24 protein-coding genes are annotated in these 26,637 nt (G+C 61.8%); 15 read left to right on the top strand and 9 right to left on the bottom strand.

Annotation, left to right across the window (positions count from 1 at the left end; genetic code table 11):
* From QZ460_RS01845 to QZ460_RS01835, 3 genes are read right to left on the bottom strand one after another with little or no spacing between them, the layout of a single operon-like run.
* Positions 1–768 (bottom strand): 3'-5' exonuclease, encoded by a 768-nt coding sequence (locus QZ460_RS01845; protein WP_290539881.1) that lies wholly within the window; start codon positions 766–768, stop codon positions 1–3.
* Between the two features lie 12 nt (positions 769–780).
* Positions 781–1,905: a DNA polymerase III subunit beta gene (gene dnaN / locus QZ460_RS01840; RefSeq protein ID WP_290539880.1), complete on the bottom strand. Its 1,125-nt coding sequence runs from the start codon at positions 1,903–1,905 to the stop codon at positions 781–783.
* A gap of 32 nt (positions 1,906–1,937) precedes the next feature.
* A complete protein-coding gene (locus QZ460_RS01835) occupies positions 1,938–2,819 on the bottom strand; it encodes a nucleoside phosphorylase (protein WP_290539956.1) in 882 nt (293 codons plus the stop codon).
* Between the two features lie 111 nt (positions 2,820–2,930).
* On the opposite strand from QZ460_RS01835, the gene glmM reads away from it, so the two are divergent.
* Genes glmM through QZ460_RS01820 form a run of 3 tightly spaced genes read left to right on the top strand, consistent with a single transcriptional unit; the run spans position 2,931 to position 6,139 of the window.
* The gene (gene glmM, locus QZ460_RS01830; RefSeq protein WP_290539879.1) at positions 2,931–4,319 is read left to right on the top strand and encodes a phosphoglucosamine mutase; all 1,389 of its coding nucleotides are present in this window, start codon (positions 2,931–2,933) and stop codon (positions 4,317–4,319) included.
* A 4-nt stretch (positions 4,320–4,323) separates the two neighbouring features.
* Complete coding sequence (locus QZ460_RS01825; RefSeq protein WP_290539878.1) at positions 4,324–4,770, top strand: copper resistance protein NlpE; 447 nt, start codon at positions 4,324–4,326, stop codon at positions 4,768–4,770.
* Position 4,771: 1 nt separating this feature from the next.
* Positions 4,772–6,139: a dipeptidase gene (locus QZ460_RS01820; protein ID WP_290539877.1), complete on the top strand. Its 1,368-nt coding sequence runs from the start codon at positions 4,772–4,774 to the stop codon at positions 6,137–6,139.
* A gap of 459 nt (positions 6,140–6,598) precedes the next feature.
* Here QZ460_RS01820 and QZ460_RS01815 read toward each other — a convergent pair whose 3' ends face one another.
* From QZ460_RS01815 to glyA, 4 genes are read right to left on the bottom strand one after another with little or no spacing between them, the layout of a single operon-like run.
* Entirely contained in the window at positions 6,599–6,883 is a 285-nt protein-coding gene (locus QZ460_RS01815; protein WP_290539876.1) for a hypothetical protein, read from the bottom strand.
* Positions 6,884–6,922: 39 nt separating this feature from the next.
* Positions 6,923–7,114 (bottom strand): hypothetical protein, encoded by a 192-nt coding sequence (locus tag QZ460_RS01810; protein ID WP_290539875.1) that lies wholly within the window; start codon positions 7,112–7,114, stop codon positions 6,923–6,925.
* On the bottom strand, positions 7,111–7,791 hold the full coding sequence (locus tag QZ460_RS01805) for a DUF2461 domain-containing protein (protein ID WP_290539874.1): 681 nt from the start codon (positions 7,789–7,791) through the stop codon (positions 7,111–7,113). Before QZ460_RS01805 ends, QZ460_RS01810 begins: the two co-directional genes overlap by 4 nt.
* 1 nt (position 7,792) lies before the next feature.
* Positions 7,793–9,073, bottom strand: coding sequence for a serine hydroxymethyltransferase (gene glyA, locus QZ460_RS01800; protein WP_290539873.1), 1,281 nt, complete (start codon positions 9,071–9,073; stop codon positions 7,793–7,795).
* 149 nt (positions 9,074–9,222) lie between these two features.
* On the opposite strand from glyA, the gene fabG reads away from it, so the two are divergent.
* A complete protein-coding gene (gene fabG, locus QZ460_RS01795; protein ID WP_290539872.1) occupies positions 9,223–9,969 on the top strand; it encodes a 3-oxoacyl-[acyl-carrier-protein] reductase in 747 nt (248 codons plus the stop codon).
* 257 nt (positions 9,970–10,226) lie between these two features.
* Positions 10,227–11,102: a PorV/PorQ family protein gene (locus QZ460_RS01790; protein WP_290539871.1), complete on the top strand. Its 876-nt coding sequence runs from the start codon at positions 10,227–10,229 to the stop codon at positions 11,100–11,102.
* Between the two features lie 159 nt (positions 11,103–11,261).
* Here the strand turns inward: QZ460_RS01790 and QZ460_RS01785 are convergent, their stop codons facing one another.
* Positions 11,262–11,741, bottom strand: a complete 480-nt coding sequence (locus QZ460_RS01785) for a low molecular weight protein-tyrosine-phosphatase (RefSeq protein WP_290539870.1) — start codon at positions 11,739–11,741, stop codon at positions 11,262–11,264.
* A gap of 245 nt (positions 11,742–11,986) precedes the next feature.
* Here QZ460_RS01785 and QZ460_RS01780 point away from each other — a divergent pair, with 245 nt between their 5' ends.
* From QZ460_RS01780 to QZ460_RS01765, 4 genes are all read left to right on the top strand, one after another.
* Positions 11,987–12,400 carry a DoxX family membrane protein gene (locus QZ460_RS01780; protein WP_290539869.1) on the top strand — a complete coding sequence of 138 codons (414 nt, stop codon included), beginning with the start codon at positions 11,987–11,989 and terminating at the stop codon, positions 12,398–12,400.
* A 104-nt stretch (positions 12,401–12,504) separates the two neighbouring features.
* Positions 12,505–13,023, top strand: a complete 519-nt coding sequence (locus QZ460_RS01775) for a hypothetical protein (RefSeq protein WP_290539868.1) — start codon at positions 12,505–12,507, stop codon at positions 13,021–13,023.
* A 7-nt stretch (positions 13,024–13,030) separates the two neighbouring features.
* Entirely contained in the window at positions 13,031–14,227 is a 1,197-nt protein-coding gene (locus QZ460_RS01770; protein WP_290539867.1) for a BamA/TamA family outer membrane protein, read from the top strand.
* A 13-nt stretch (positions 14,228–14,240) separates the two neighbouring features.
* Positions 14,241–15,962, top strand: a complete 1,722-nt coding sequence (locus tag QZ460_RS01765; protein ID WP_290539866.1) for a lipid A phosphoethanolamine transferase — start codon at positions 14,241–14,243, stop codon at positions 15,960–15,962.
* A 404-nt stretch (positions 15,963–16,366) separates the two neighbouring features.
* Here QZ460_RS01765 and QZ460_RS01760 read toward each other — a convergent pair whose 3' ends face one another.
* On the bottom strand, positions 16,367–16,540 hold the full coding sequence (locus tag QZ460_RS01760; protein ID WP_290539865.1) for a histone H1: 174 nt from the start codon (positions 16,538–16,540) through the stop codon (positions 16,367–16,369).
* Between the two features lie 163 nt (positions 16,541–16,703).
* On the opposite strand from QZ460_RS01760, the gene QZ460_RS01755 reads away from it, so the two are divergent.
* The 6 genes from QZ460_RS01755 (at position 16,704) to QZ460_RS01730 (ending at position 26,485) form a co-directional block, all read left to right on the top strand.
* Positions 16,704–17,834 carry an efflux RND transporter periplasmic adaptor subunit gene (locus tag QZ460_RS01755; protein ID WP_290539864.1) on the top strand — a complete coding sequence of 377 codons (1,131 nt, stop codon included), beginning with the start codon at positions 16,704–16,706 and terminating at the stop codon, positions 17,832–17,834.
* A gap of 4 nt (positions 17,835–17,838) precedes the next feature.
* Positions 17,839–20,976, top strand: a complete 3,138-nt coding sequence (locus QZ460_RS01750; RefSeq protein WP_290539863.1) for an efflux RND transporter permease subunit — start codon at positions 17,839–17,841, stop codon at positions 20,974–20,976.
* Positions 20,973–22,337 carry an efflux transporter outer membrane subunit gene (locus QZ460_RS01745; RefSeq protein WP_290539862.1) on the top strand — a complete coding sequence of 455 codons (1,365 nt, stop codon included), beginning with the start codon at positions 20,973–20,975 and terminating at the stop codon, positions 22,335–22,337. The genes QZ460_RS01750 and QZ460_RS01745 overlap by 4 nt, the downstream gene beginning before the upstream one ends.
* Positions 22,338–22,596: 259 nt before the next feature.
* On the top strand, positions 22,597–25,104 hold the full coding sequence (gene feoB / locus QZ460_RS01740; RefSeq protein ID WP_290539861.1) for a ferrous iron transport protein B: 2,508 nt from the start codon (positions 22,597–22,599) through the stop codon (positions 25,102–25,104).
* Between the two features lie 318 nt (positions 25,105–25,422).
* Positions 25,423–25,794 (top strand): CidA/LrgA family protein, encoded by a 372-nt coding sequence (locus QZ460_RS01735; RefSeq protein WP_290539860.1) that lies wholly within the window; start codon positions 25,423–25,425, stop codon positions 25,792–25,794.
* Entirely contained in the window at positions 25,787–26,485 is a 699-nt protein-coding gene (locus QZ460_RS01730) for an LrgB family protein (RefSeq protein WP_290539859.1), read from the top strand. The genes QZ460_RS01735 and QZ460_RS01730 overlap by 8 nt, the downstream gene beginning before the upstream one ends.
* The last annotated feature ends 152 nt before the right edge of the window (positions 26,486–26,637 follow it).

The following is a 26,637-nucleotide window of genomic DNA, read 5'->3' as shown; positions in this document are numbered from 1 at the left end:
TCATTTCATTTTTTCGCGCATCCGGATTTCCGTGATGACCTTTTTGGTGTAGAGCGGGAAATCGCCGTTCATCATCCAGGCATAGTAGCTGGGCTCGATGCGGAACACCTCGGTTACCGGACGGCCCTTGTACTTGCCGAATCCGAAGACCTCCTCGCCCTTCTCGTTGTAGAGGATGCGCCCGGCGTAGTCGGCCGATTCGGCGCGGCACGAGTATTCGGCCAGCTTGTCGATGTCGTTCTCCAGGTCGTCGTAACGGTCGAGCTGGGCCTTCAGCACCTCGTAGGTGGCTCTCGTGTCGGCCTCGGCCGAGTGGGCGTCCTCGAGGTTCTTGTCGCAGTAGAACTTGTAGGCCGCGACCAGCGTGCGCTGCTCCTTCTTGTGGAAGATGTTCTGCACGTCGATGAACTTGCGGCGTTTGAAGTCCACATCCACACCGGCGCGCAGGAACTCCTCGACCAGCACCGGCAGGTCGAAGCGGTTCGAGTTGAAGCCACCGAAGTCGCAGCCGCGGATGAACTGCTCGAGCGACCGCGCGACCTGCGCGAATGTCGGGCACTCCTTCACGTCGTCGTCCGTGATGCCGTGTATGGCCGACGCCTCCTCGGGGATGTGCATCCCGGGATTGAGGCGCCGGGTTTTGGTGATCTCCTCGCCGTCGGGCATGACCTTGATCATCGAGATCTCCACGATACGGTCCCGGGCGGTGTCCACTCCGGTGGTTTCGAGGTCGAAGAAGATGATCGGTCGTTTGAGGTTCAGTTTCATCTGCCCCCTCCCTTATGCGTTGATCATCATGGGCATCAGCAGCATGAGCGTAGCGCTGGTCTGCTTGTCGTCGTAGACGGGCTTGAAGACGCCGGCACGGGTCGAGTCGGCCAGTTCCACCACCACCGTCGGTGTGTCCATGTTCGAGAGGATCTCGACGAGGAACGTCGACTTGAAGCCGATCGAAATGGGCTGCCCGTCGTAGCTGCACGATATGGTTTCGTTGGCCGATACCGAGAAGTCGATGTCCTGCGCCATGAGGACGATCCGGTTGTCGGCGATGTCCATGCGGATCAGGTTCGTCGTGGGGTTCGAGCAGACGGCGACGCGCTTGATGCCGTTGACCAGCTCGATGCGGTCCACCAGCACCTTGTTGGGGTTGTTGGCCGGGATCACGGCGTTGTAGTTCGGGTAACTGCCCTCGATGAGCCGGCAGACGAGCGTGTGGTTCTTGAGTTTGAACAGGGCGTTCTTCGAATCGAAGGCCATTTCGATCGCGTCGTCCTCCTTCAGCAGCACCGACTTGAGCAGGTTGGCGGGCTTCTTCGGGAGGATGAACGATGCCGTCTCCACGTTTTCGGCCTCGGCCTCATACTTCACGAGTTTGTGTGCATCGGTGCCCACGAACGTCAGCGCGTCGGGTGCCAGGTTGATATAGATGCCGTTCATCACGGGGCGCAGTTCGTCGTCCGCCGTGGCGAAAATCGTCTTGTTGATACCGTTCACGAGCGTGTCGACGTCGAGACGGAGTTCCTTTTTCTCGGCGTTCAGCTGCGGCACGGCGGGATAGCTGACGGCGCTGGCTCCGGGAATCGAGAGCGATCCGCTCTTCCAGTTGATCTTGATCTCCCAGTTCTTGTCGTTGACCTCGATGGTCAGCGGCAGTTCGGGGAACTCCTTCAGCGAGTCGAGCATCAGTTTGGCCGGCGCGGCGATCGTACCTTCGCTCTCGACGCTGTCCACCTCGATCTGTCCGACGAGCGTCGTCTCGAGGTCCGACGTGGTGACTTGCAGTGTATTGCCGTTGAGTTCGAAGAGGAAGTAGTCCAGGATGGGCAGCGTGTTCTTATTGCTGATGACCTTGCCGGTGGTTGCCAGAAGCGAAAGCAGGGCCGAGCTTGATACGGAAAATTTCATACCTTGTTTCTGTTTTGTCTGTTTATGTTTTCTTACTCTAAAATAGCCAGTTTGTCGAGGGCCGTCTCGATCATCTTCCGCACGAAGGGCTTGTAGTCGGTGTTCACGTCCTGTGCGATGCGCTGGGCGATGATCGTGCAGATCGTGGCGGCGCGGTGGCCCATCAGGGCTGCGAGCCCGGCCAGAGCCGATCCCTCCATCTCGAAGTTGGTGATGCGGCGTCCTTCGTAGTCGAACGACTCGATCTTCTCGTTCAGCCGGGCGTCGTGCGGTTCGAGCCGCACCCAGCGGCCCTGCGGGGCGTAGAATCCCGGTGCGGCGATGGTGATGCCCTCGCGGGTGACGTCGCGGAAATGGTCGAACAGGGTCTTGTCGGCGTCGATGAAATAGGGGCGCGGCATCTTCTCATACCAGCCCGTGTGTTTCACGAATGCCTCTTCGAGCCCCAGGTCGCAGACCGCGTCGCGGCCCTTGTAGTAGCTCAACAGGCCGTCGAAGCCGCACGAGGTGCGCGAGAAGACGAATTCGCCCACCTTGATGTCGGGCTGAATGGCGCCCGAAGTGCCGAGGCGCACCAGCGTGAGCTGCCTCTTTTGGGTCTTCTCTTGGCGTGTGGCGAAATCGACGTTGGCCAGCGCGTCCAGCTCCGTGACGCAGATGTCGATGTTGCCGATGCCGATGCCGGTCGAGAGGACGGTCATGCGTTTTCCTTTATAGCAGCCCGTCACGGTCTTGAATTCGCGGTTCGAAACCTCGCACTCTGTCGAGTCGAAAAATCCAGCTACGAGGGCCACGCGGCCCGGGTCGCCGACCAGGATCACCGTGTCGGCCAGCTGCTCGGGGTGCAGGTGCAGGTGAAAAATCGAACCGTCGTCGTTGATAATCAATTCGGAAGCGGGAATGGTTCTCATAATTGTCGTTTTTAAATTTCCATAATTGGCATAAAAGTAATATATTTACCTCGAATATCAAAACTTCGAAGTGAATTTTTCATAAATATAAGTATACGTAAAACCGAATAAGACATGACACTCATCAAATCCATTTCGGGCATCCGCGGCACGATCGGCGGACGTGCGGGCGAGAACTTGACGCCTCCCGACGTCGTAAAATTCACCGCGGCCTATGTGCGCCTGATCGCCCGCCGCTCTCCGGGCAAAAAACTTACCATCGTCGTAGGACGCGACGCCCGTATTTCGGGCGAAATGGTCTCGAACCTCGTGGAAGGGACCCTGCTGGCCTGCGGCGCGGATGTCATCAACGTCGGGCTGTGCACCACCCCCGGGACCGAGATGGCCGTGATCGGCAAGAAGGCCGACGGCGGCATCATCATCACCGCCTCGCACAACCCCCGCCAGTGGAATGCCCTGAAGTTGCTCAACTCCGACGGCGAATTTCTGAACGACGCCGAGGGCAAGCAGGTCCTGGCCATGTCCGAGGAGGCGGACTACGACTATCCCGAGATCGACGCCATCGGCCGCGTGCTGTCGCGCGAGGATTTCAACGACGAGCATATCCGCCGCGTGCTGGAGCTGCCGCTTGTGGATCGCGAAGCGGTGCGCGGGCGTCGTTTCAAGGTCGTCGTCGACGCCGTGAATTCGGTGGGCGGCATCGTGATGCCGAAACTGCTGCGCGAGTTGGGCTGCGAGGTCGTGGAGCTGAACTGCGAACCCACGGGCGAATTTGCCCACAACCCCGAGCCGCTGCCGCAGAACCTCACCCGGATTTCGGAGGTCATCGTTCGCGAGAAGGCCGACCTGGGTATCGTCGTCGACCCGGATGTCGACCGCCTGGCGTTCGTCTCGGAGGACGGCTCGATGTTCGTCGAGGAGTACACGCTGGTGGCCGTCGCGGACTATATCCTGACCGAAAAACCCGGCAATACGGTTTCGAACCTCTCCTCGTCACGTGCCCTGCGCGATGTCACGGAGCGCCACGGGGGCAAGTATTACGCCTCGGCGGTCGGTGAGGTCAACGTCGTGGCGAAGATGAAGGAGGTCGGCGCAGTGATCGGCGGCGAAGGCAACGGCGGAGTGATCTACCCCGAGTTGCATTACGGCCGCGACGCGCTGGTGGGCACGGCGCTCTTCCTGACGTGGCTGGCAAAGAAGGGCATGACGATGACCCAGCTGCGCGCCACCTACCCTTCCTACTACGCCTCGAAGAACAAAATCGAGCTGACGCCCGCCATCGACGTGGATAAAGTACTGCGTGAGGTAAAGGCGGCTTATGCCGATGAGAACGTGAATGATATCGACGGTGTCAAGATCGACTTTGCGGAAAACTGGGTGCACCTGCGCAAGTCGAACACCGAGCCGATCATCCGCGTCTACACCGAGGCGAAGTCGATGGACGAGGCCGATGCGCTGGCGCAGCGCTTCATTGCTGAAATCAAGAAAATCGCTAACATTTAAAACGATGAAAACCAACTTTTTGATCCTGGCCGCAGCCCTTGCAATGGTCTCCTGCGGCGGAAACGCACAAAAGAAGACGGCGACAGCCGAAACGCAGCAGACAACGGCCGCGGCTTCGGACAAGCAAGTCGCGGAGAATTTGCCCGACTACCTGGGAACCTACAAAGGCACGCTGCCCGCAGCCGACTGCCCGGGAATCGAGACGACGCTGACGCTCGCTTCCGACGGGTCCTATACCCTGCATCTGAAATACATCGACCGCGACTCGGACAGCGACGGGAAGGGCACCTTCTCTGTTGCGGAGGGTCTGGTGGAACTGGCGCCCTCGGACGGCGGACAGCCTCAATATTACAAGATCGAGGAGAACAGTCTGCGCCGTCTCGACGCCGAAAAACAACCTGTGACGGGCGAGCTGGCAGCGAATTACGTACTGCAAAAAATCTCCGAATAACATGGATAAAGCAAAGGTTTATATAAAGGAGAATAAGGATCGCTTTATCAGCGAGTTGTTTGACCTTCTCCGGATCCCGTCGATCAGTGCCCAGTCCGAACACGGGCCCGATATGCAGCGTTGCGCCGAATTTCTCGCGGCGGCACTCGCGAAAGCTGGGGCCGACCGTGCCGACGTGCTGCCCACGGAGGGCAATCCGGTGGTTTATGCCGAGAAGATCGTCGATCCCAAGGCCAAAACCGTGCTGGTCTACGGCCACTACGACGTGATGCCCGTGGATCCGCGCGACGAGTGGCGCACGGAGCCCTTCGAGCCGGTCATCCGCGACGGCCGCGTCTGGGGCCGCGGTGCCGACGACGACAAGGGCCAGCTGTGGATGCACGCCAAGGCGTTCGAAGCGATGTGCGCCACCGATTCGCTGCCCTGCAACGTGAAATTCATGCTCGAAGGCGAGGAGGAGATCGGTTCGCCGAGCCTCTACGGTTTCTGCGAGCAGAACAGGGAGATGCTCAAGGCCGATATTATATTGGTGTCGGACACGTCGATGATCTCGATGCAGACACCGTCGATCACCTGCGGACTGCGCGGACTGGCCTATATGGAGGTCGAGGTGACGGGACCGGACAAGGACCTGCATTCGGGGCTGTTCGGCGGCGCGGTGGCCAACCCGGCCAACGTGCTGGCGCGGCTGGTGACGGGACTCGTCGACGAGAACGGCCGCGTGACGATCCCCGGGTTCTACGACGATGTGCGAGAGTTGACCCCCGCCGAGCGCGAGGCGTTCAACAAGGCGCCGTTCAACCTCGAGGATTACAAGAAGTCGTTGAAAATCGGCGATGTGGAAGGTGAAGCGGGCTATACGACGCTAGAACGTACGGGCGTCCGCCCGTCGCTTGACGTCAACGGCATCTGGGGCGGCTACACGGGCGAGGGAACCAAGACGGTCATTCCGTCGAAGGCTTCGGCCAAGATTTCGATGCGCCTGGTGCCGAATCAGGACTACCGCAAGATCTCGGAGCTTTTCGAAAAGCATTTCCGCGCCATGGCACCCGAGAGCGTGACGGTCGTGGTGAAATCGCTCCACGGCGGCATGCCATACGTCGCACCGACCGACATGCCGGCCTACAAGGCAGCCGAAAAGGCCGTCGAGGCGACTTTCGGCAAGAAGCCGCTACCCTTTTATTCGGGCGGATCGATTCCGATCATCAGCGGATTCGAGTCGATTCTGGGCATCAAGTCGCTGCTGATCGGCTTCGGACTGGCCGAGGATGCCATCCACTCGCCCAACGAGAGTTACGGACTCGAGCAGTTCGACAAGGGGGTGGAGACCATTCCGCTGTTCTACAAATATTTCGCAGAGTCAGAATAGCGCCAACGGCGAGTGTCTGGAATTCGCCGTGCGGCTCCTGCCGCTACATTGTCTACGGTCTGCCGCAGCGGCTGCCGATCCGCAACAGGACCAAGTCGCTGGCGGAGGCGGCTGTTGCCCGTCGTCCCGCCAAATTCGGGGATGGTGGTGGCCGCCGACCCGCAACAGGACCAAGTCGCCGGCAGAGGTGGCGAAGCCTCCTCCCGCCAAGCTGGTGACGGTGAAGTGACCATACGCCGCATGGCAAACGAAAATCCGCAGCCCCTGAGGGAGGCTGCGGATTTTGCATCTGCGGCGGGCGCCTAAATCCGATATTCTAATCCTGAGGCCCGTAGTTGGCGTCGATATAGTCGGAAATTCCGAAGTCTTTCGCTGCTGCGGGTGCATCAAGCGGCGTGATGCGCGTGCCGATCGCCAGCCGCTACCGCTTGAAGACCCGTTTTTCGAGGACCGAGTCGATCAGGCCGCAGTTCTCGCCCATCGGCCGCCACGCCATCGAATGGTTGGTCTCGGTGACGGAGCGGAACCGTGCGGCATCTTGCGGCGCGCGAGGTCGTCGGCAATGCTTTTCGAGCCGAACATCCAAACCCCGTCGACGCCGATCGTACCGTAGGTTAGGTTGCGGTCGGCATCGCCGTGGTAAAGCGGCATCGGCGCGGGATTGCAAGCCCGGCGAAGAATGCCCTGTGTGTCGCAAACGGCTTCTGCATAGTCGATTACTCCGGCGTAGTTAAAGTTTTGCATAAACTTCTCGACCGCCAGCGGAGGCCCGTTGCAAAGCCGCTACTCGCCCATCGGTACCGTGACGGCCCCAGCACTCGACCCGCACGTCACGATTCGCGACGGGGCGTCATCCGCCATGTGTCGGTAGGCATGGGCCCTTGAATCGTAGAGGTTTTCCGTCGCCATCGAGAGCGTTGTCTCCTGCGCCTGGGTGGAATGCACCTCGTCGAGCTGGCCGGCTTCTTGTCTCACTGCATCTCCTCGTGGGCGTAGCGAATCGCGCGGTTCAGAATGTCGATGAACGGCTGCGTGCGGCGGAACTCCTCGACGGTGTGGTCCAGCAGGTCGGGGGCGAGCAGGAACTCCTCGGAGACGGGTTGCTCGAGGAAGAATTCCTTCAGCTTCAGCAGCCCGACATGGGGGCTGTCGGCCGGGAATCCCGTCGGTACCCGCTTGAGGCTGTTGTTGCGGCAGAGCCGGAACCCTTGGGCCTCCCGGATCGCCGCCTCGATCTGTGCGCCGTTGTCGAGCACCTCCTCGCGGATCGACCGCAACTCCGTCGGCCCGAGGCACACGGCGCCGGCCGAAAGCAGGTTGCGGCACTCCCCCGAGCCGCTGCCGGGCTCGATGTGGAAGTAGTATCCCGCGAAGCCCGATTTCTTGCCTTTCGGTGCGATGTAGGCCCCGATATGGGTCTTGTAGGGCGATTTGTCGGGCGAAAATCGGGTGTCGCGGGCGATCCGGTAGGTGCAGTCCTGCGCCCGCAGGCCGCGCACCGTGGGGTCGAACGACGCGATGCCTTCGATCAGCCGTTCGGTGAAAGCGGCGAACTCTCCCTTCACGCGGGTCCATTCGGCGCGGTGGGCGTCGAACCATTCCCGGGTGTTGTCCTCTCGCAGCCGGCGCAAGAAGTCGATGACGTCTTTCATCTTACCATGCGAAGAGCGGATAGTCGGCCATCAGCGCGTTCACGTCCTTGCGCACGGCGGCGATGTTCGCCTCGTTCTCCGGGTCGTGCAGCACGCGGTCGATCAGCCCGACGATGTAGTCCATCTTGTCCTCCTTCAGTCCGCGCGTGGTGATGGCCGGGGTGCCGAAACGCAGGCCCGAGGTCTGGAACGGCGAACGGCTGTCGAACGGAACCATGTTCTTGTTGGTGGTGATGTCGGCGGCCACGAGGCACTTTTCGGCCAGCTTGCCCGTGAGTTCGGGGAACTTCGTGCGCAGGTCGACGAGCATCAGGTGGTTGTCCGTACCGCCCGAGACGATCTTGTAGCCACGCTTGACGAAGGCGGCGGCCATGGCTGCGGCGTTCTTCTGCACCTGCGTCTGGTACTCCTTGTAGGCGGGTTCGAGCGCTTCGCCGAAGGCTACGGCCTTGGCGGCGATGACGTGCTCCAGCGGACCGCCCTGGATGCCCGGGAAGACGGCCGAATTGAGGATCTGCGACATCATCTTCACGGCGCCCTTCGGTGTGGTCTGACCCCAGGGGTTCTCGAAGTCCTTGCCCATCAGGATGATGCCTCCGCGCGGACCGCGCAGGGTCTTGTGGGTCGTCGAGGTAACGATATGAGCGTACTTCACGGGGTTGTCCAGCAGTCCTGCGGCGATCAGACCGGCCGTGTGCGCCATGTCCACCATCAGCAGCGCGCCGACCTTGTCGGCAATCGCGCGCATGCGTTTGTAATCCCACTCGCGCGAGTAGGCCGATGCGCCGCCGACGATCAGCTTGGGTTTGCACTCCAGGGCCTTGCGCTCCATGGCGTCGTAGTCGATCACGCCCGTAGCCTCGTCGAGCTGATAGCCCACGGCCTTGAAATATTTACCCGACATGTTGACCGGCGAACCGTGTGAGAGGTGTCCTCCGTGTGCCAGGTCGAGTCCCATGAACGTGTCGCCCGGCTGCATGCAGGCGAAGAAAACGGCCATGTTGGCCTGTGCGCCCGAGTGGGGCTGGACGTTGGCGTATTCGGCGCCGTAGAGACGGCAGATGCGCTCGATGGCCAGTGCCTCGACCTTGTCCACGACCTCGCAGCCGCCGTAGTAGCGCGCTCCGGGGTAGCCTTCGGCGTATTTGTTGGTCAGGACCGAACCCATGGCTTCCATCACCTGGTCGCTGACGAAGTTCTCCGAAGCGATCAGTTCGATGCCGTGCATCTGGCGGCCGCGCTCGGCGGCAATCAAATCGAAAATCTGGGAATCTCTTTTCATATCGTTGTATGGATTTTGGAATGTTGTTTACAGACGGTAAAGATAGCGAAAAATGCCGAAATTCGTTCCGCAGGCAGGCGATTAAGATATTTTTCCTATATTTGCCCTATAAAATTGGCAGATATTGCCACAAAAAAGATAAGAGAATTATGAAATTACTGGATGGAAAAGTGGCCGTTGTGACCGGCGCCGCACGCGGCATCGGCAAGGCCATAGCACTCGAATTCGCCAAAGAGGGCGCCAACGTGGCATTCACCGACCTTGCAATCGACGAGAACGGCAAGGCTACCGAAGCCGAAATCGCCGCACTGGGCGTGAAAGCCAAGGGATATGCCTCGAATGCAGCCAACTTCGAGGAGACGCATGCGGTCATCGACCAGATCATGAAGGATTTCGGGCGTATCGACATCCTCGTGAACAACGCCGGAATCACCAAGGACGGACTGATGATGCGCATGTCCGAGGCTCAGTGGGATGCCGTGCTGACGGTGAACCTCAAATCGGCGTTCAACTTCATCCACGCCGTCGTGCCGGTCATGGCACGTCAGAAAAGCGGCTCGATCATCAACATGTCGTCGGTGGTGGGTGTCAGCGGCAACGCCGGACAGTGCAACTACTCGGCTTCGAAGGCCGGCATGATCGGATTGGCCAAATCCATCGCCAAGGAGATGGGCCCGCGCGGCATCCGTGCCAACGCCATCGCTCCGGGATTCATCATGACCGAGATGACCGACAAGCTGCCCGACGAGGTGAAGGAGGGCTGGTACAAGCAGATTCCGCTGCGCCGCGGCGGCACGCCGGAGGATGTCGCCAAGGTGGCGCTCTTCCTCGCCTCGGATCTTTCGTCGTATGTCAGCGGACAGGTCATCCACTGCTGCGGTGCGATGAACTGTTAGCCGGCAACCGGAACGTTGCGGAAAACGATGCCGTCGACGCATCGGCTGAAGATGAAAGCGCCTGCCGGAGCCATTCGGTCGGGCGCTTTTGTTTTCGGACGGGCGGAAAATTCCGCCGCCCTGAATGCCCCGGATTCCCGGGCCGTCCCTCCTCTTTTGGCGTTGTGGCGCCGCACCCGGAAGGTCGCCGGCCGTGAGACCGGCAGGATTCTGCGGAGCGGATTTGCTTCCGTCCCTCATTTTCGTATCTTTGCAACATGAAACGATTCGCAATTTTGCTCGCGGCGCTGGCCGCACTCCAGACATACGCCCAGGAAGCGACGCTTCCCAGTCCCGACGCCAAGTCGCTGGGCATGGGCGGCGTGATGATGACCACCCTCTCCGGTTCGCACGCCATCTACAACAACTCCGCGACGGCCGTCTTCTCCTACACGCCCTCGCAGATCTCATCCTCCTATTACGGACAGCGGAACTTCGACTATTACGCCGTGTCGGGATTCTGCCGGTTCGACAACATCAACCTCGTGCAGGCCGGCTGGCGGCAGTTCCTCCGCGGACACGGCAACAACGACATGGCCGTCGATCTGGGCTATGCGCGCCGCATCGGCGACGGGTGGGCCATCGGCATCGTGGGCCGCTACATGCACCTCAAGCGTCCCGACATCTCGGCCGACGCCCTCTCGGTGGATCTGAGCGCCGCATGGCAGCGGCCGCTGGAGAACATCGGCAGCTACTCGACGTTGCGCGCAGGCGCCAAGCTGGGTAACCTGGGCGGGTATCTCCGCGATACGGAATACATCCTGCCGATGGATTTCACCGTGGGAGCGGCCCTCGACACGTTCCTCACCGATGCGCACGAAATCACCGTCGGGGCCGACATGGGCTACTATTTCTCCCCCTCTGCAGTCCGCGGTTTCCAGATGTCGCTGGGTGTCGAGTACAACCTGATGCAGCTCATGCAGCTGCGCACCGGCTACCACTACGGCGAGCGGCGCAACTACTACCCGAGCTACTGGACCGTCGGCGCGGGACTGCGCATCCTCCACCTGCGGCTCGATTTCGCCTACCTCTTCGCCAAGAAGCACTCGCTGCTGCGCAACACGTACAGCATCAGTTTCGGGTTGGACTTCTGACGCGAAGCCGGCCGGCCGCTTGCGTTTTTTCGCAATCGGGCGCAGAACTTGCCGGATGTCAGACTTGTCGGGTGTCGGACTTGCCGTGGCCCGGCCGCGGAATGCGGAGCCGGGCCCCGGACAGATTCTCTGGGTCTCCCTTGTCAAGGGGAGACCTTTTTATTTTCCGCTTTCGGAGAGGTATTCCAGAATGCCCCCGCAGCCGTCTTCCAGCATGTCGAGCACCAGTTCGAAGCCCTCGTGCCCCTCGTAGTAGGGATCGGGCACATAGGTGCGGTCGGGATGGCGGCGGCAGAATTCCGTCATGCGGAAAATCTTCCGCGCGGCCTCGGGCGACGGTGCCAGCCGGTTGAGCGACTCGTAGTTCATGTCGTCCATCGCCACGATCATGTCGAAGCGGTCGAAATCCTCCTCCCGGACCTGCCGCGAGCGGTGTGTGAGCGCATAGCCGCGGCGCGAGGCCGCACTGCGCATGCGCGGGTCGGGAAGTTCGCCACGGTGTCCCCCGTAGGTTCCCGCCGAATCGATCCCGAATGCTTCGGACAGGTTCCGGTTTTCCACGATGCGGCGCATGATGCCCTCGGCAGCCGGAGAGCGGCAGATGTTGCCGAGGCAGACAAATAATATGTTTGTTTTCATAAGGTCCGAATTTGGGATCTCGTTCGGATCGGCACCCGGTGCAGGCCGGAAAAGGGCGGTTTGTCGTCCGTCTGTCCGGTTGCGCGTCCCGATGCCGTTTGGAAGAGACCGTCAAAGGTAGCAAAAAGTCGGCTGGATGCAAAATCGGGGTCTGCCGGTCGGCAGCATCTTCCGGGCGGAGAAAAAAGGTGTCGCGGCACGGGGATGGCGCGATTTCCGGAACGCGAATTGCAGGGTGTCGGTGTATGGGAAAACGGATTTCAGACTGGATCGGACGCTACGCGCGCATGGATTGGGCGGTGCTCTACATGCGGCTGTTCGCGGGGGCTTCGCTGTTGTTTCACAACATCGGCAAAATACAGGACTACAACGAGATAATAAATTCATATCCATCGTTGCTTGATCTCAATCCGCCGACCGTGTTCGTCGTCGCAACGCTCGCCGAGGTGCTGCTGGCCGTGCTGCTCATCATGGGGATTCGGGTGCGCATGGCGGCCCTTGTCCTGACGCTGGGGGTTCTTGCGATGTTCGTCCGGGACGGATTCAGCGTCGGAGAGCCGGCATACGTGTGGCTCGGAATCTATGTCTTCCTGATCGTTTCGGGCGGCGGAGTGTATGCCTTCGATCCGGCTTCGGCCCCGTCCGGGCGAAAAAAATGACCTATCGAACAATAATATACACCCTCGCAATCTCCATCTTCGAAGAAATATTGTAACTTTGCCTCGATTTGTTTTCATTGGAAACCTACAAAACCAGAAACGTAATGAAGATAAAAGTGATTGCAATCCTGGCTGCCTTCGCGCTGACCGCATCGGTCGCTCAGGCGCAGGAGCTGCCCCGCAAAGTGCAGAACGTCGAGGTCCTCGACCTAGACGGCAAGCCGGCCAAACTCCCCTGCTACGGAGAAAAGAACCTGATGATATTCTATGTGGATCCCGACCGGCACAAGCAGAACGAGGATTTCACCATCGAACTGGAACAGAACCACCGCGCCGAGAGCGACAATATCCACGGCTTCGGCGTGATGAACCTCAAGGACGCCCCGATGGTTCCCAACGGCATGGCCCGCAATATGGCCAAGAAACGCACGGCCAAGAACGGCGCCACGGTTCTCGCCGACCAGAACCGCATCTTAAGCACGGCATGGGGACTGGGCGACTGCAACAACCAGTTTGTGCTGATGATCGTATCGAAGGAGGGGGAACTGGTCTTCCTGCGCAAGGGTGTTCTCTCCGACGCCGACAAGGAGGCCTTCTACGAAACCATCGAAAAGTACAAATAGACTCCGGATGCTGCGACGCCCAGCCGTTCTGCTCCTCATAAGTGCAGGCATGCACCTCGCGGCGCATGCCCAGGAGGCTGCCATACGCACCTCCGACGGTGATTCGCTCAGCTACTCCTATACGCCGCTGCCGCCGCCGGCTCCCGGAAAGAAACCCTTTCTGAAGCGCTTTGTCGACTATTTCGGGGAGTCGACCTCCGACAAGACCTTCGAGAAGAAGATCGATTTCACCTTCGCCGGAGGGCCCAGCTACTCGAAGAACACCGATCTCGGCATCGCGCTGCTGGCTGCCGGACTCTACCGTCTCGACCGCACGGACTCGATCACGGCGCCCTCGGACGTCTCGATCTTCGGCAACGTCTCGATCTCGGGTTTCTATGCGCTGGGGGTGACGGGGAACACCATTTTCTCGCGCAACAAACGTCGTGTGAACTACACGGCGATGTTCGCTTCGGCGCCCCGCAGTTTCTGGGGCATCGGCTACAACGAGGGACGCTGCAATCCCGAGAGTACCTACACCGAAAAGAGCTATCTGGTCGAGGGCCGCTACCTGCACGAGTTCCTGCCCCACGCCTACATCGGAGTGCTGGTGAGTTTCGAACACACGCAAGGTCTGAAATTTTCCAGCCCGGAGTATTTGCACGGAGAAAAACAACACTACACGGCCACGGGCATCGGTGCCATTCTGGAATACGACTCGCGGGACTTCATCCCGGGGCCCTACCGGGGAGTCTACGTGAGTTTCCAGGAGACGCTCTTCCCCAAGGGGCTGGGCAACTGCGGCCGGACGCTGTGGCGTTCCACGTTCCGGGCCGACGCCTACCGGCAGGTCTGGAAGGGCGGCGTTCTGGCTGCGGATCTGTATGCGGTCTTCAACTCCGACGGCACTCCGTGGCCGATGCTCGCCCGCATGGGCGGCAGCCAGCAGATGCGCGGATACTATCAGGGCCGCTACACGGACAACGACATGATCACCGTGCAGGTCGAGCTGCGCCAGCGCATCTGGAGGCGGATCGGCTGTGCGGTATGGGGCGGCGCGGGCAATGTTTTCCCCTCGCTGTCGCAATTCGACTGGTCGCAAACGCTGCCCAACTACGGCGCAGGCTTCCGGTGGGAATTGAAAAAACGGGTGAACGTACGCCTCGACTACGGTTTCGGCAAGAACACGAGCGGTTTCCTGCTGAGCATCAACGAGGCCTTTTAAGACGATTTTTTTTATGAGAGCCGATCCAAATAAAGCAAATAAGACAACTCCCCGGAGGACGGTCAAAACCCGCAGCCGCTTCACGACGCTGCTGACCGTCTACTTCTTTGTGGCATTGATCATCCCCAACTGTGTGCTGGCCAATACGGAGCCCTACTCGGTCTGGGCCGATGAGGCGCTGATCCTCATGCCGCTGGGTTTCTACATGATGTGGAGCGTGGCGCTGCGGCGCTCGGGGGTGATGATCTGGCTGGCCTTCCCGTTCATCTTCTTCTGCGCCTTTCAGATCGTGCTGCTGTATCTGTTCGGCAACTCGATCATCGCCACGGACATGTTCACCAACCTGCTGACGACCAATCCGGGCGAGGCGGGCGAACTGCTGGGCAACATCTATCCGTCGGTGATCCTGGTTTGCGCCATCTACCTGCCGCTGCTGTGGCTCGCGGCCCGCGAGATCGGCCACAAACGCTACATCACGCGCACGGCGCGCATGAATATCGGACTGACCGGAGCGGTGCTCTTCGCCGTGGGGCTGCTGGCCCTGTGGCCCGCCTACCGCGTCAGCGAGGAGCGCCACGTGCTGCGCGACGAGATTTTCCCGGTCAACATTATCTATAACCTCGGGTTGAGCGGCTCGGAGTTCCGCAAGTCGTACAACTTCCACAAAACCTCCGAGGGCTTCACCTACGAGGCCGAACGCACGGCCGAAGCTCCGGGACGCGAGGTCTACGTGTATGTCATCGGAGAAGCATCGCGCGCGATGAACTGGCAGCTCTACGGCTACGAGCGGGAGACCAATCCCCTGCTCTCCAGGGTCGACGACCTGTTGGTTTTCCGCAACCTGCTGACCCAGAGCAACACCACCCACAAGAGCGTGCCGATGATCCTCTCGTCCGTCGCCACCGACGAACACGAGGAGCTCTACCGCCGCAAGGGGCTCCCGGCACTCTTCAACGAGGCGGGATTCGACACGTGGTTCATCTCCAACCAGTCGCCGCAGGGCGCGATGATCGACCACCTGGCCCACGACGCCCGACATGTGATCTACATCCGCTCGCCGCGCCACGACACGCAGCTGCTCGACGAGATGCGCAAGGCTCTCGAACAGAGCACGTCGCAGAAACTCCTCTTCGTACTCCACTGCTACGGCTCGCACTTCAGCTACCACCAGCGCTATCCGCGTTCGTTCGCCCATTTCCAGCCCGACAAGGACGTGGCCATCGCCCTGCAACACCGTCAGATGCTCGTCAACGCCTACGACAATTCGATCCGTTACACGGATTATTTCCTCGCGGAGACCATTGATTACCTGCGCTCGCTGAAAGGCACCTCGTCGGCCCTGCTCTACTGTGCGGACCACGGCGAGGACCTGATCGACGACGACCGCGAACGTTTCCTGCACGCCTCGCCCACGACGACGGCCTATCAGCTCTATGTGGCTTCGCTGGCCTGGTTCTCGGAGGATTACCGGAACCGTTTCCCCGAAAAGGTCGCCGCCGCCGAGGCCAACGAGATGGCCCCCACGACGACTCACGCGCTGTTTCACACGATGGCCGACATGGCTTCGATCCGCGGACGCTTCCTCACGACGAAGGTCTCGCTCGTAAGTTCCGATTTCGACCGCACGGCGCCGCGCTACTATCTGAACGACCACAACGAAGCCGTTCCCTTCCGCAAGACGGGCCTGCAGCCGGAGGATCTGGAGGTCTTCCGGAGGTATGGAATCGAACCTTAGGTCCGCTTTCGGGCGGCTGGTTTAGCGCATCGCCCGCTTCTGCTTTCGGAGGTGTAGATTGCCCCTCCTCCCTCCCGAACGAAGTGCGGCCCGGATAACCGGGGAGCCGAATGGAATGATGACGTGCGGGGCGGACAAACCGGGGGATGAAATGATGGAGTCCGGAGGGGCGGATAACACCGGAGGGATCCGGGTCAATGGATGTGCCGAATGAAATTAGCCGGATAAACCCGGAGGGGCTCGAAGGTACCGGATAACACCGCGATGACCCGGATGGATTGCATGTCGGACGGGACGAGTTGCCCGTTCGTGCCGCGGGCGGGTAAAGGTGAAGATGCGCCGGCAAATTGGAAAACGATAAAGGCTGTCCTTTGGGACAGCCTTTATCGTTGCGCGGAGCTCGATTATTTGGAAGCTTCGACGGAAACCTTGCGGAACTCCTTCATCAGTTTCGAAATTTCGAGAGCCGATTTGCGGGCACGCGTACCGGCAGCCTTGTTGTTCTTCTCTACCTGGGCTGCTGCGTTGGCTGCAAATACCTCAAACTCTGCGTTGATCTTTTCTACTAATTCTTTCATAGCTTTATTTTATTAAATGGGTTTGTTATCAACGCAAAGATATAAAAATATTCTAAACAACATCGTTCGGAGCTGGAAAAACCGTTTATTTTGCCGGAAAAACCCCGTTTCAAGGGGCTGACGGTACGTTTTTTGTCGTTCCCGAGGGGTAAAACATACCCTTATGAACCGAATTTTCCCCTCCGCATGCCTCTTCGCCGCGCTCCTGGCCGGCTGCGCGCGGCATGCGCCGAAACAGGTGCCACCTCCCCTGCGGGTCGAGGTGGCCGAAGCCGCCGTCGACAGCATACCCTACCGCATGCGTTTCATCGGTTATCTGGCGAGCCGCTTCGAGGCCGTGATCCAGCCGCGCGTGAACGGCTACCTCTCGTCGAAACAATACGGCGACGGCATGCCCGTGCGGCGAGGGCAGCTGCTGTTCACCATCGACCCCGACCAGCTGTCGACCTCGATGCTGGCGGCCGAAGCCGAACTCGAATCGGCCCGGGCACAGGAACTCGAGGCCCGCAACAACCACGACCGCGCCGTGCCGCTGGCGCGCATCGAGGCCATCAGCCAGTCGCAGCTGGACCAGTACACGGCCCAATGGAAGGCCGCCGAGGCCTCGGTGCGCTCGGCCGAACAGGCGCTGCGCAGTGCCCGGATGAATGTGGGATACACCGAGCTGCGCTCGCCGATCGACGGCATTGTCGCCTGCACGAAGGCGCACGTGGGCGACTATGTGGGTCCCGGCACGCAGTTCAACGTGCTGACGAGTGTGTCGAACATCGATACGCTGACGGTCGACGTGGCCATTCCCATGGTGCAGTACCTGCGCCATGCCGGTCCCCGCACTTCGATCTACGACAACGAAGGACTGTTGTCGGACATCTGCCTCGTGCTGGCCGACGGCTCGACCTACCCGCTCGGAGGAGTCTACGACTACACGCGACGGGATGTCTCGTCGACCACAGGGACGCTCGTGGTGGTGGTGATGTTTCCCAATCCCGACAAGAGCCTGAAACCCGGTCAGTTTGCCCGCGTCGAGGCCAGCGTGGGCCCCGTGCTGCCGCGCGTCGTCGTGCCCCAGCAGGCCGTGAGCCGGACGCAGAACGTCAGTTCGGTCTGGGTCGTGGGGCCCGACAGCACGGTGCGCTACCGCCGTGTCGTCCCGGGCGACACCTACGGTGCGATGTGGTGCATCGACGAGGGGCTCGAACGGGGCGAACGGGTCGTGGTCGCCGGGCGGCAGAAACTGCGCGACGGAGCGAAGGTGATTCCCGAACGCGCGGAGAGTGGTTTCGAAACGAGGTAGTGCCATGGAAAAATTCTTTGTTTCGCGTCCGATTTTCGCCATTTCGCTGGCCATCGTCATCGTGCTCGTCGGCCTGATCTCGATCATGGGGCTTCCCATCGAGCAGTACCCCGACATCACGCCTCCGGTCGTGGAGGTGTCGGCCTCCTACGATGGAGCCGATGCCGAGACGGTCGACAACGCCGTGGCAACCCCCGTGGCCCAAGCCGTGATGGGTGTCAGCGACATGCTCTACATGCAGTCCACCTCGGCCAACGACGGGTCGATGGTCCTGCAGGTCTCCTTCGACATCGGCTCCGACCCCGACCTCGACGCCATCTTCACCCAGAACAACGTCGCCACGGCTACGGCCGAACTCCCCGCGACGGTCACCCGGCAGGGCGTCACCACGCGCAAGACCATGACGGGCTTCCTAATGGTCTACTCGCTGCACAGCGACGGCCGCTACGACGGGGAGTTTCTCGCGAATTACGCCTACATCAACCTCCGGAACGAGCTGCTGAAGATCGACGGCGTGGGCAAGGTCAGCATCATGGGCGCGGGCCAATACGCCATGCGGGTGTGGCTGCGGCCCGACGTGCTGAAATACTACGGCATCGCCGTCGACGAGGTGACCTCGGCCATCGAGACGCAGGGCGGCATCTATCCCGCGGGGCAGTTCGGCGCCGAGCCGGCCCCCGACGGTGTGGCCTACACCTACACGGTGACCATGCCGCCGCAGATCGCCACGGCCGCGGAGTTTGCCGACATCGTCGTGCGCACCACCTCCTCGGGCGAGCAGATCCGTCTGGGCGACATTGCCGAGGTGTCGCTCGGCAGCCGCACCTATGGCGTGAGCTCCTCCTACGAGGGCGCCCCGACGGCCATGATCGTCGTTTACCAGCAGCCGGGCAGCAACGCCGTGGCCGTGGGCGCCAAGGTCAGGGACGCGATGTCGAGCCTCTCGAATCGGTTTCCGGACGGCATCGGGGCCGCCCTGATCGTCGACGGCACCACGAGCATCAAATCCGGCGTGAAGGACATCTTCCGCACGCTCGTCATCGCCCTCGTCCTCGTCGTGTGCATCATCTACCTCTTCCTCCAGGACTGGCGCGCGACGCTCATTCCTCTGGTGGCGATCCCCGTGTCGCTCGTCGGCGCCTTCGCGCTCTTCCCGCTGCTGGGATTCTCCATCAACATCATCTCGCTGCTGGGACTGGTGCTGGCCATCGGGCTGGTGGTCGACGACGCCATCGTCGTCGTCGAGGCCGCGCAGCTCAATATCGAACGGGGACTCAAACCCCGCGAGGCGGCGCTGGAGGCCATGCGCAACGTGGCTTCGCCGATCATCGCCACGACCGTCGTGCTGCTGGCCGTATTCGTCCCCGTGTCGTTCACCGACGGCATCACGGGGCGGCTGTTCCAGCGCTTCTCCGTGACGATCGCCGTCTCGGTACTCCTCTCGGCCTTCAACGCCCTGACGCTCTCGCCGGCACTCTGCGCCCTGCTGCTGCGCCGCCGGGAATCGCCGCAGAGGGGATTCTTCGCCGCCTTCAACCGCTGGTTCGCACGGCAGATGGAGCGCTACACGGCCTTCACGCCCTTGCTGATGCGCCATGTCGCGCGCACAGGTCTGTTCGTGGCCGTGCTCCTCGGGGTGATCTTCGTCATGTGGCGCAAGCTGCCCGCGGGCTTCCTCCCCGAGGAGGATCAGGGCTATGTGATGGTGATGGTCTCGACCCCCGAAGCCTCGTCGCTGCAGGTGACCCGGCGGGCGATGGCCGATGCCGACGCCGTGATCCGCACACTTCCCGAAGTCGCCTCGACCTCGTTTGCCGCGGGATTCAACATGATGGCCGGCATCGCCTCGACGTCGAGCGGCATCATCTTCGTCAAGCTCGTCGACTACTCAGACCGCAAGCTCTCGGCCATGCAGATCGCCCGGCGGCTCACCGGGGAGCTTTACGTCGCGGTCCCGGGGGCCGAATGCTATGCCTTCATTCCGCCTTCGATCCCCGGGCTGGGCGTCACCTCGGGCGTCTCGGTCGAGGTGCAGGACCTCGAGGGGCGCGGCACGGCCTACCTGATGGAAAACGCCGCGCGGCTGATGGATTCGCTGCGCGGGAATCCCGCTGTCGGCGCGGTTTCCACGCCGTTTGCCGCCGGAGTTCCCCAGCGGCGGCTGCATGTCGACAAGCAGCAGGCACTGGCCGCCGGTGTGGACCTCGGGACGCTCTACGGCGAGCTGGCGACCCTGCTGGGCGGCAGCTACATCAACAATTTCACCCGCTTCGGCAAGCTCTACCAGACCTACATCCAGGCGGCGCCCGACTACCGCCTCGACCGGCGGTCGCTGGAGAGCTACTACGTCACTTCGGCCTCGGGCGAGAGCGTCCCCGTGGCGTCGCTCGTCGACGTGGTGGACACCGTGGGTGTGGAGTACGTCTCGCAGTTCAACCTCTACCGTTCCGTCTCGCTCACCGTGACCCCTGCGGAAGGGGCCTCGACGACGACCGTCATGGATGCGATCACCGCCACGGCCGCCGGAGTGCTGCCCGACGACATCGGCACGGCGTGGAGCGGGACCTCCTACCAGCAGGCCAAAGCCGCGAAGGGAGGAGCGATGGTCTATGTGCTGGCCCTTGTGTTCGTCTTCCTCGCGCTGGCGGCCCTCTACGAATCGTGGGGTCTGCCGCTGGCGATCCTGATGAGCGTTCCGGTGGCCGTGCTGGGCGCCGTGCTGTTCGTCGGCGGCGCGCATCTGATAAGCAGCCTGTATGTCAACGATATCTACATGCAGATCTCGCTCGTCATGCTGGTCGGACTGGCGGCCAAGAATGCTATTCTGGTCGTCGAATACGCCGACCGGCTGTTCCGCCGGCAGGGCGTGTCGCTGATGGAGGCCGCCGTCGGAGCCGCAAAACTGCGTGTGAGACCGATCATCATGACCGCCTTCGCCTTCATTCTGGGCGTCATGCCCCTTGTCTTCGCCAGCGGCGTCTACGCCACGGCCCGCAACATCATGGGTGTGGCCCTTGTGGGCGGCATGCTCTTCGCCACGCTGCTGGGTATCTTCGTCTACCCTGCGCTCTACTATTTCGTCGGGAAGATCGGCCGCTTCGAACAGCGCCGCGAACGTCAAAAAACGGAGGAAAAACCATGAAAACAAAACTCGCGATAACCGCCGCCGTGCTGATGCTGGCCGCCTGCACCCCGAAATTCTATCCGCCACAGGTCCCGACCCCGGAGCGTTATGTCTACGGTGCGGGCTTCTCGTCCGACACGACGGGCGTGGGCGAACGCTGGTGGGAACTCTTCGGCGATGCGACGCTCGACGCACTGATCGAGCGGGCGCTGGCGAACAACCGCAATGTGGCCGTGGCGGTGGCACGCGTCGAGCAGGCTCGGGCCAGCCTCGGGACCGTGAGGGCGCAGTACCTGCCGCAGATCAGAGGGGAGGTCACGGCCGGGGGCGACGATGCGCCCGGGACGAAGGCCGTGCAGTCGTATGCCGTCGAACCTACCCTCTCGTGGGAGTTGTCGCTGTTCGGGGCGCTGCGCAATGCCAAACGGGCCGCCCGGGCCGAAATCGGGGCTTCGGAATGGGCCTTGGCCGGGGTCCGGCTTTCGCTGGCCGCCGAGGTAGCCACGGCCTACTTCACACTGCTGGAGTATGAACGCGACCTGTCGATCGCCCGGCAGACCCTCCGGCTGCGGCGCGAGTCGGCCGCGCTGATCGATTCGATGTTCCGCTACGGCATGTCCGACGGCGTGGCGCTGGAGCAGGCCCGGAGTCTGGTCTACTCGGCCGAGGCGGACGTCCCGCGCTACTGCCGCGCCGTGGAGCAGACGTGGCTTTCGATGGGGATTCTACTGGGCGAGACGCCCTCCCGGGCGCAGCTTTCCGGTGCGGGACTGCGGCTGCTGACCGACTACCGTCCCGCGGACATTCCCGTGGGGCTGCCCTCGGAGCTGCTCAAGCGCCGCCCCGACATTCGCGAGGCGCATGACAACATGCTGCGGGCGGCGGCGCAGGCCGGGCAGGCACGGAGTGCGCGCTTCCCTTCCATCGTGCTGACTGCCAATGGAGGAGTGGCTTCCAGTTCAATCAAAGGTTTAACCGGAGCAGATCCCTGGACATGGCATGTTCTGGGGTCCGTCGCCGAGCCGATTTTCGGATTCGGGAAACTGCGCAGGGCCGAGCGCGCCGCGATGGCGGCCTACACCCGTTCGGCCCGGACCTACGAGCAGACCGTGCTGACGGCGTTTGCCGATGTGGAAAAGGCGCTGGTGGCCATTGCCGCCTACCGCCGGCAGACCGAGCGCACGGGCGAACTGGTGCTCGCCAACGAGCGCATCGCCACGATGGCCCGCGCGCTCTACCGCAGCGGATTTTCCGACTACCTCGACGTGATCGACGCCGAACGCAGTCTCTACCAGTCGCAGATGGCACACGTCAACCTCGTCGTGCAGCAGTATATCAACTACGTCACGCTCTGCAAGGCGCTGGGCGGAGGGTGGTAGCATGGCGGTTCCGCAGGCCGGGCCGTCATCGCCCGTTGGGGGCGGCCGACGCACGCGGCGCGGGGGTGTCGGGGATGCTGGCGCCGGGGAAGGTGTCGGGATGTCGGGCGAAGGTCCGTCCCCAAGGCGGATAATCCCCCATGGGGCGCCGGAGGAAAGGGGCGGAAAAGAGGCGGCGGAGGAGGGCTTACCGATAAATGGGGATTGCACAAATCGCCGGAAAATCGTATCTTTGCGCACAAAAAAGCAATAGAAAAAAATGCGCTTATCCGAACTGAAAACCGGCGAATCGGCGACGATTGTCAAAGTCGTGGGACACGGAGGCTTTCGCCGCCGCATCATGGAGATGGGCTTTGTCCGCGGACAGCGGGTCGAAGTGATCCTGAACGCCCCCTTGAAGGACCCGATCGAGTATAAAATCATGGGATACGACATCTCGCTGCGGCGCAGCGAGGCCGATATGGTCGTCGTGCTCACCGACAGCGAAGCCGGGGAGTATCTGGCGCAGCCGGAACACCGCCACCCCCACTCCGGGGCGTGTGCACATCCCGCGGCGGAAGTGCGGACGGAGGAGTCCGCCGAGGGGCGTTGTGCGAGCATCGACGAGGTTGTGGCGCGCCACTCCCGCACCATCACCGTCGCGCTGGTCGGGAATCCCAACAGCGGCAAGACCTCGCTTTTCAACGTCATATCGGGCGGCCACGAGCATGTGGGCAATTACAGCGGTGTGACCGTTGGGGCCAAGATCGGCCACCGGATCTACCGCGGCTACCGTTTCGAGGTCACCGACCTGCCCGGAACCTATGCCCTCTCGGCCTACACGCCCGAGGAGCGTTACGTGCGTCACCACCTCGCCACGAAGACCCCCGATGTGGTGATCAACTCCGTAGTGGCCTCGAATTTGGAGCGCAACCTCTATCTGACAACCGAGCTGATCGACATCAACCCGCGCATGGTTGTGGCACTCAACATGTTCGATGAACTGCAGGAGAGCGGCGCGAAGCTCGACTACAACAGTCTGGGCCGCATGATGGGGGTGCCGATGGTCCCCGTGGAGGCGCGCAACAACCGCGGCATCGATGCTTTGCTGGACACGGTGATCGACGTATACGAGAACCGCGACGAGCGCGTGCGGCACATCCATATCAACATGGGTCCCGTGATCGACGAGGGGCTGCGCAAACTCAACGGCGACATGAGCGCCTTCCGCGACGAGCTCCCGAAAAACTTCCCGCCACGCTACTATGCGCTCAAGATGCTCGAGGGCGACCGTCAGGCCGAGGAGAGCCTCCGCGCCTGCGAACGTTACGGGGTCTGGGCCGAAATCCGCGACCGCGAGGCCCGGCGCATTGCCGAGGCGCTGGGCGAAGACGTCGAGACGGCGTTTGCAAATCAGAAATACGGATTCATCCGGGGAGCGCTGAAGGAGACCTTCACCCCCGGGCGGAGCGAGGAGGTCACGACGACGGCCGTGATCGACACCTTCGTGACGCACAAGCTGTGGGGATTCCCGATTTTCTTCGCGCTGATGTGGTTCATGTTCTGGTGCACGTTCAGCCTCGGAGCCTATCCGCAGGAGTGGATCGACGCGCTGGTGGGATGGATCGGCGATGCGGTGGATGCGCTGCTGCCGGCGGGACCGCTCCGCGACCTGCTGGTCGACGGCATCATCGGCGGCGTGGGAGCCGTGATCGTCTTCCTGCCCAACATCATGATCCTCTACCTCTTCATCTCGTTCATGGAGGATTCGGGCTACCTGGCCCGTGCGGCGTTCATCATGGACCGCGTGATGCACCGCATCGGGGTGCACGGGAAATCGTTCATCCCGCTGATCATGGGCTTCGGCTGCAACGTGCCCGCGATCATGGCCTGCCGGACCATCGAGAGCCGAAGCAGTCGCCTGATAACCATACTCATTACGCCGTTTATGTCATGCAGCGCGCGAATACCGATCTACCTCCTGTTGGCTGGCACGTTCTTCGCCGCCAACGCCGGGATGGTGATGCTGGGGCTCTATGTGCTGGGAATTGTGCTGGCCGTCGTTACGGCGCGGCTGATGCGGCGATTCCTCTTCCCGGTGGACGAGACGCCGTTTGTGATGGAGCTGCCGCCCTACCGTCTCCCGACGTGGAAAACCACGTTCAACCACATGTGGGACAAGTGTGCGCAGTACCTCAAGAAGATGGGCGGCATGATCCTGATCGCCTCGGTCATCGTGTGGTTTTTGAGCTACTATCCCCGTACGGAAGCCACTGCCGGAACCGAAGCGCACTACGAAAATTCCTACCTCGGGCGCCTCGGCAAGGGCTGCGAGCCGATATTCAGCCCCCTGGGTTTCAATTGGAAAGGCAGCGTGGCCCTGCTGTCGGGTTTCCCGGCCAAGGAGATCGTGGTCTCGACGCTGGGCGTGCTCTACTCCGAGGGGGCTGAGGCCGCCCCCGTAACGAAGCAGGCTGTGATCGGCGGTGCGGACGGCGCGACGGAGATCGTCGTGAAAACGGACGATATGATGCCCGAAGAGGCATCCCGTGCCGCGGAAGACGAGGAGGACTCGCTCTCGCAGCGCCTGCTCGCAAGCGGCGACTTCACGACGGCCTCGGCGCTGGCCTTCCTCGTCTTCATCCTGCTCTACGTGCCCTGCATCGCCACGGTGGCCGCCATCGGTGCCGAAGCCGGGTGGAAATGGGCCGTGGCGTCGGTGGTCTACAATACGGTGCTGGCCTGGGTGGTGGCCTGGGTGGTATATCGCATCGTGCTGCTATTCTGAGCAATGGGATGGCAGGATTACATCGTTGCGGCCATCGGGCTGGCAGTTGCGGCCGTCGTCGCGAGGCGGCTGTGGTGTCTCGTGCGCGGGCGGCGGGGAGGTTGCGCGTCGTGTGCATCGGCGCAATGTCCGCTCAGGAAGCGCTCCGGAAGGAGTTGACCGGCCCGAGAGGCGCTGCGCCCGGGTCGGGCTTCAAATAAATTTGGCATTGCCCCCGCCATGCACTATATTTGTCGCCGCAAACGGCGGCAGGGGCCTGGAGTCGGACTTTTCCGACGCTCCCGGACGGGAAGCTCTCTCCGCCAGGTTCGAACGACAATGACAGGACTTTTCCAAATTCTGCTTTTCTGGCTCACGGGCAATGCCTTGAGCCTTCTCACCGGAGGTTACGTGTCGGGCAACATCATCGGCATGATTCTGCTTTTTGCGGCGCTGTGCCTGCGCTGGGTGCGGGCCGAGACGGTGCGCCCCGCGGCGCGGTTCCTGCTGGGGGCCATGGCGCTCTTTTTCGTACCCTACGGCGTGGGGCTGATGGACTCCTACCGGGTGATTCTCGAAAACCTCTGGGCCATCCTCGTCTCGGGAATCGTCTCGACGATCCTGGTGCTGATCATCGCCGGCCAAACCTTCCAGAGCCTGAACCGCCGCGCCCGCCTGCGGCACATCAAACAACTCCGCCACGATGCTTGACGCCTCATTTCTCTCCTCGGATCTCTTTCTGCTGACCCTCACCGTGGGGCTTTACTGCCTCGGAGGGATGATCTACCGCCGCATGCGGCTGCCGCTGCTGCATCCCGTGCTGCTGACGTTCGTGGCCGTGATCGTCTTCCTGCGCTGCGCCGGAATCGACTACGAGCGCTACCGCGATGCCACGGGAATACTCAATTTCGCCCTCGGCATGTCGGTCGTGGCGCTCGGCTATCTGCTCTACGAACAGGTGGAACGCCTGCGCGGAAGTCTGCTTCCCGTGGGCATGGCCACACTCGCGGGGTGTGTCGCCGGGGTGTTGAGCGTCGTCTATATCGCCATGGCATTCGGCGCCGAGCGGCAGATTCTCAACTCCATAGCTCCCAAGTCGGTGACCGTGCCCATCGCCGTGTCGGTCGCCGGACCGCTGGGCGGCAATGTCTCGGTGACGTCGGTCGTGGTCTTCTGCGTGGGGATTTTCGGCAGCATCTTCGGCGAATGGGTCCTGCGCCGCTGCGGAGTCCGCGATCCCGAGGCCCGGGGATTTGCCCTCGGAGCCGCAGCCCACGGCATCGGCACGGCCCGCGCCATCGAAATGGGAGCCGTCGAAGGGGCTTTGAGCGGGCTTGCCATGGCCCTGATGGGGTTGGCGACGGCGCTGCTCATGCCGCTGATGGAGAAATACCTGTATTAGAGGGCGTTTGCAGAGCCTGTCCGGCGGAACGGCGATCTGCCCGGGGCGCCTTGCGGGGCAGGACGGGGAGCGGATCCGCAATTTTTCAAAAATCCGAATTTAAATTTTTTTAATTTTACTATTATTTCCCTATCTTTGCCCGGAAAAGCATA

It is taken from the genome of Alistipes sp., assembly GCF_020026455.1.
In the GTDB taxonomy this organism is placed as follows: domain Bacteria; phylum Bacteroidota; class Bacteroidia; order Bacteroidales; family Rikenellaceae; genus Alistipes.
This window is presented reverse-complemented; position numbering and strand designations above follow the sequence as displayed.

Coding starts and splice junctions, on each gene's coding strand:
- QZ460_RS01845 (WP_290539881.1), bottom strand. CDS start 768: ATGAAACTGAACCTCAAACGACCGATCATCTTCTTCGACCTCGAAACC.
- dnaN (WP_290539880.1), bottom strand. CDS start 1,905: ATGAAATTTTCCGTATCAAGCTCGGCCCTGCTTTCGCTTCTGGCAACC.
- glmM (WP_290539879.1), top strand. CDS start 2,931: ATGACACTCATCAAATCCATTTCGGGCATCCGCGGCACGATCGGCGGA.
- QZ460_RS01825 (WP_290539878.1), top strand. CDS start 4,324: ATGAAAACCAACTTTTTGATCCTGGCCGCAGCCCTTGCAATGGTCTCC.
- QZ460_RS01820 (WP_290539877.1), top strand. CDS start 4,772: ATGGATAAAGCAAAGGTTTATATAAAGGAGAATAAGGATCGCTTTATC.
- QZ460_RS01815 (WP_290539876.1), bottom strand. CDS start 6,883: ATGCAAAACTTTAACTACGCCGGAGTAATCGACTATGCAGAAGCCGTT.
- QZ460_RS01805 (WP_290539874.1), bottom strand. CDS start 7,791: ATGAAAGACGTCATCGACTTCTTGCGCCGGCTGCGAGAGGACAACACC.
- glyA (WP_290539873.1), bottom strand. CDS start 9,073: ATGAAAAGAGATTCCCAGATTTTCGATTTGATTGCCGCCGAGCGCGGC.
- fabG (WP_290539872.1), top strand. CDS start 9,223: ATGAAATTACTGGATGGAAAAGTGGCCGTTGTGACCGGCGCCGCACGC.
- QZ460_RS01790 (WP_290539871.1), top strand. CDS start 10,227: ATGAAACGATTCGCAATTTTGCTCGCGGCGCTGGCCGCACTCCAGACA.
- QZ460_RS01785 (WP_290539870.1), bottom strand. CDS start 11,741: ATGAAAACAAACATATTATTTGTCTGCCTCGGCAACATCTGCCGCTCT.
- QZ460_RS01780 (WP_290539869.1), top strand. CDS start 11,987: ATGGGAAAACGGATTTCAGACTGGATCGGACGCTACGCGCGCATGGAT.
- QZ460_RS01775 (WP_290539868.1), top strand. CDS start 12,505: ATGAAGATAAAAGTGATTGCAATCCTGGCTGCCTTCGCGCTGACCGCA.
- QZ460_RS01770 (WP_290539867.1), top strand. CDS start 13,031: ATGCTGCGACGCCCAGCCGTTCTGCTCCTCATAAGTGCAGGCATGCAC.
- QZ460_RS01765 (WP_290539866.1), top strand. CDS start 14,241: ATGAGAGCCGATCCAAATAAAGCAAATAAGACAACTCCCCGGAGGACG.
- QZ460_RS01760 (WP_290539865.1), bottom strand. CDS start 16,540: ATGAAAGAATTAGTAGAAAAGATCAACGCAGAGTTTGAGGTATTTGCA.
- QZ460_RS01755 (WP_290539864.1), top strand. CDS start 16,704: ATGAACCGAATTTTCCCCTCCGCATGCCTCTTCGCCGCGCTCCTGGCC.
- QZ460_RS01750 (WP_290539863.1), top strand. CDS start 17,839: ATGGAAAAATTCTTTGTTTCGCGTCCGATTTTCGCCATTTCGCTGGCC.
- QZ460_RS01745 (WP_290539862.1), top strand. CDS start 20,973: ATGAAAACAAAACTCGCGATAACCGCCGCCGTGCTGATGCTGGCCGCC.
- feoB (WP_290539861.1), top strand. CDS start 22,597: ATGCGCTTATCCGAACTGAAAACCGGCGAATCGGCGACGATTGTCAAA.
- QZ460_RS01735 (WP_290539860.1), top strand. CDS start 25,423: ATGACAGGACTTTTCCAAATTCTGCTTTTCTGGCTCACGGGCAATGCC.
- QZ460_RS01730 (WP_290539859.1), top strand. CDS start 25,787: ATGCTTGACGCCTCATTTCTCTCCTCGGATCTCTTTCTGCTGACCCTC.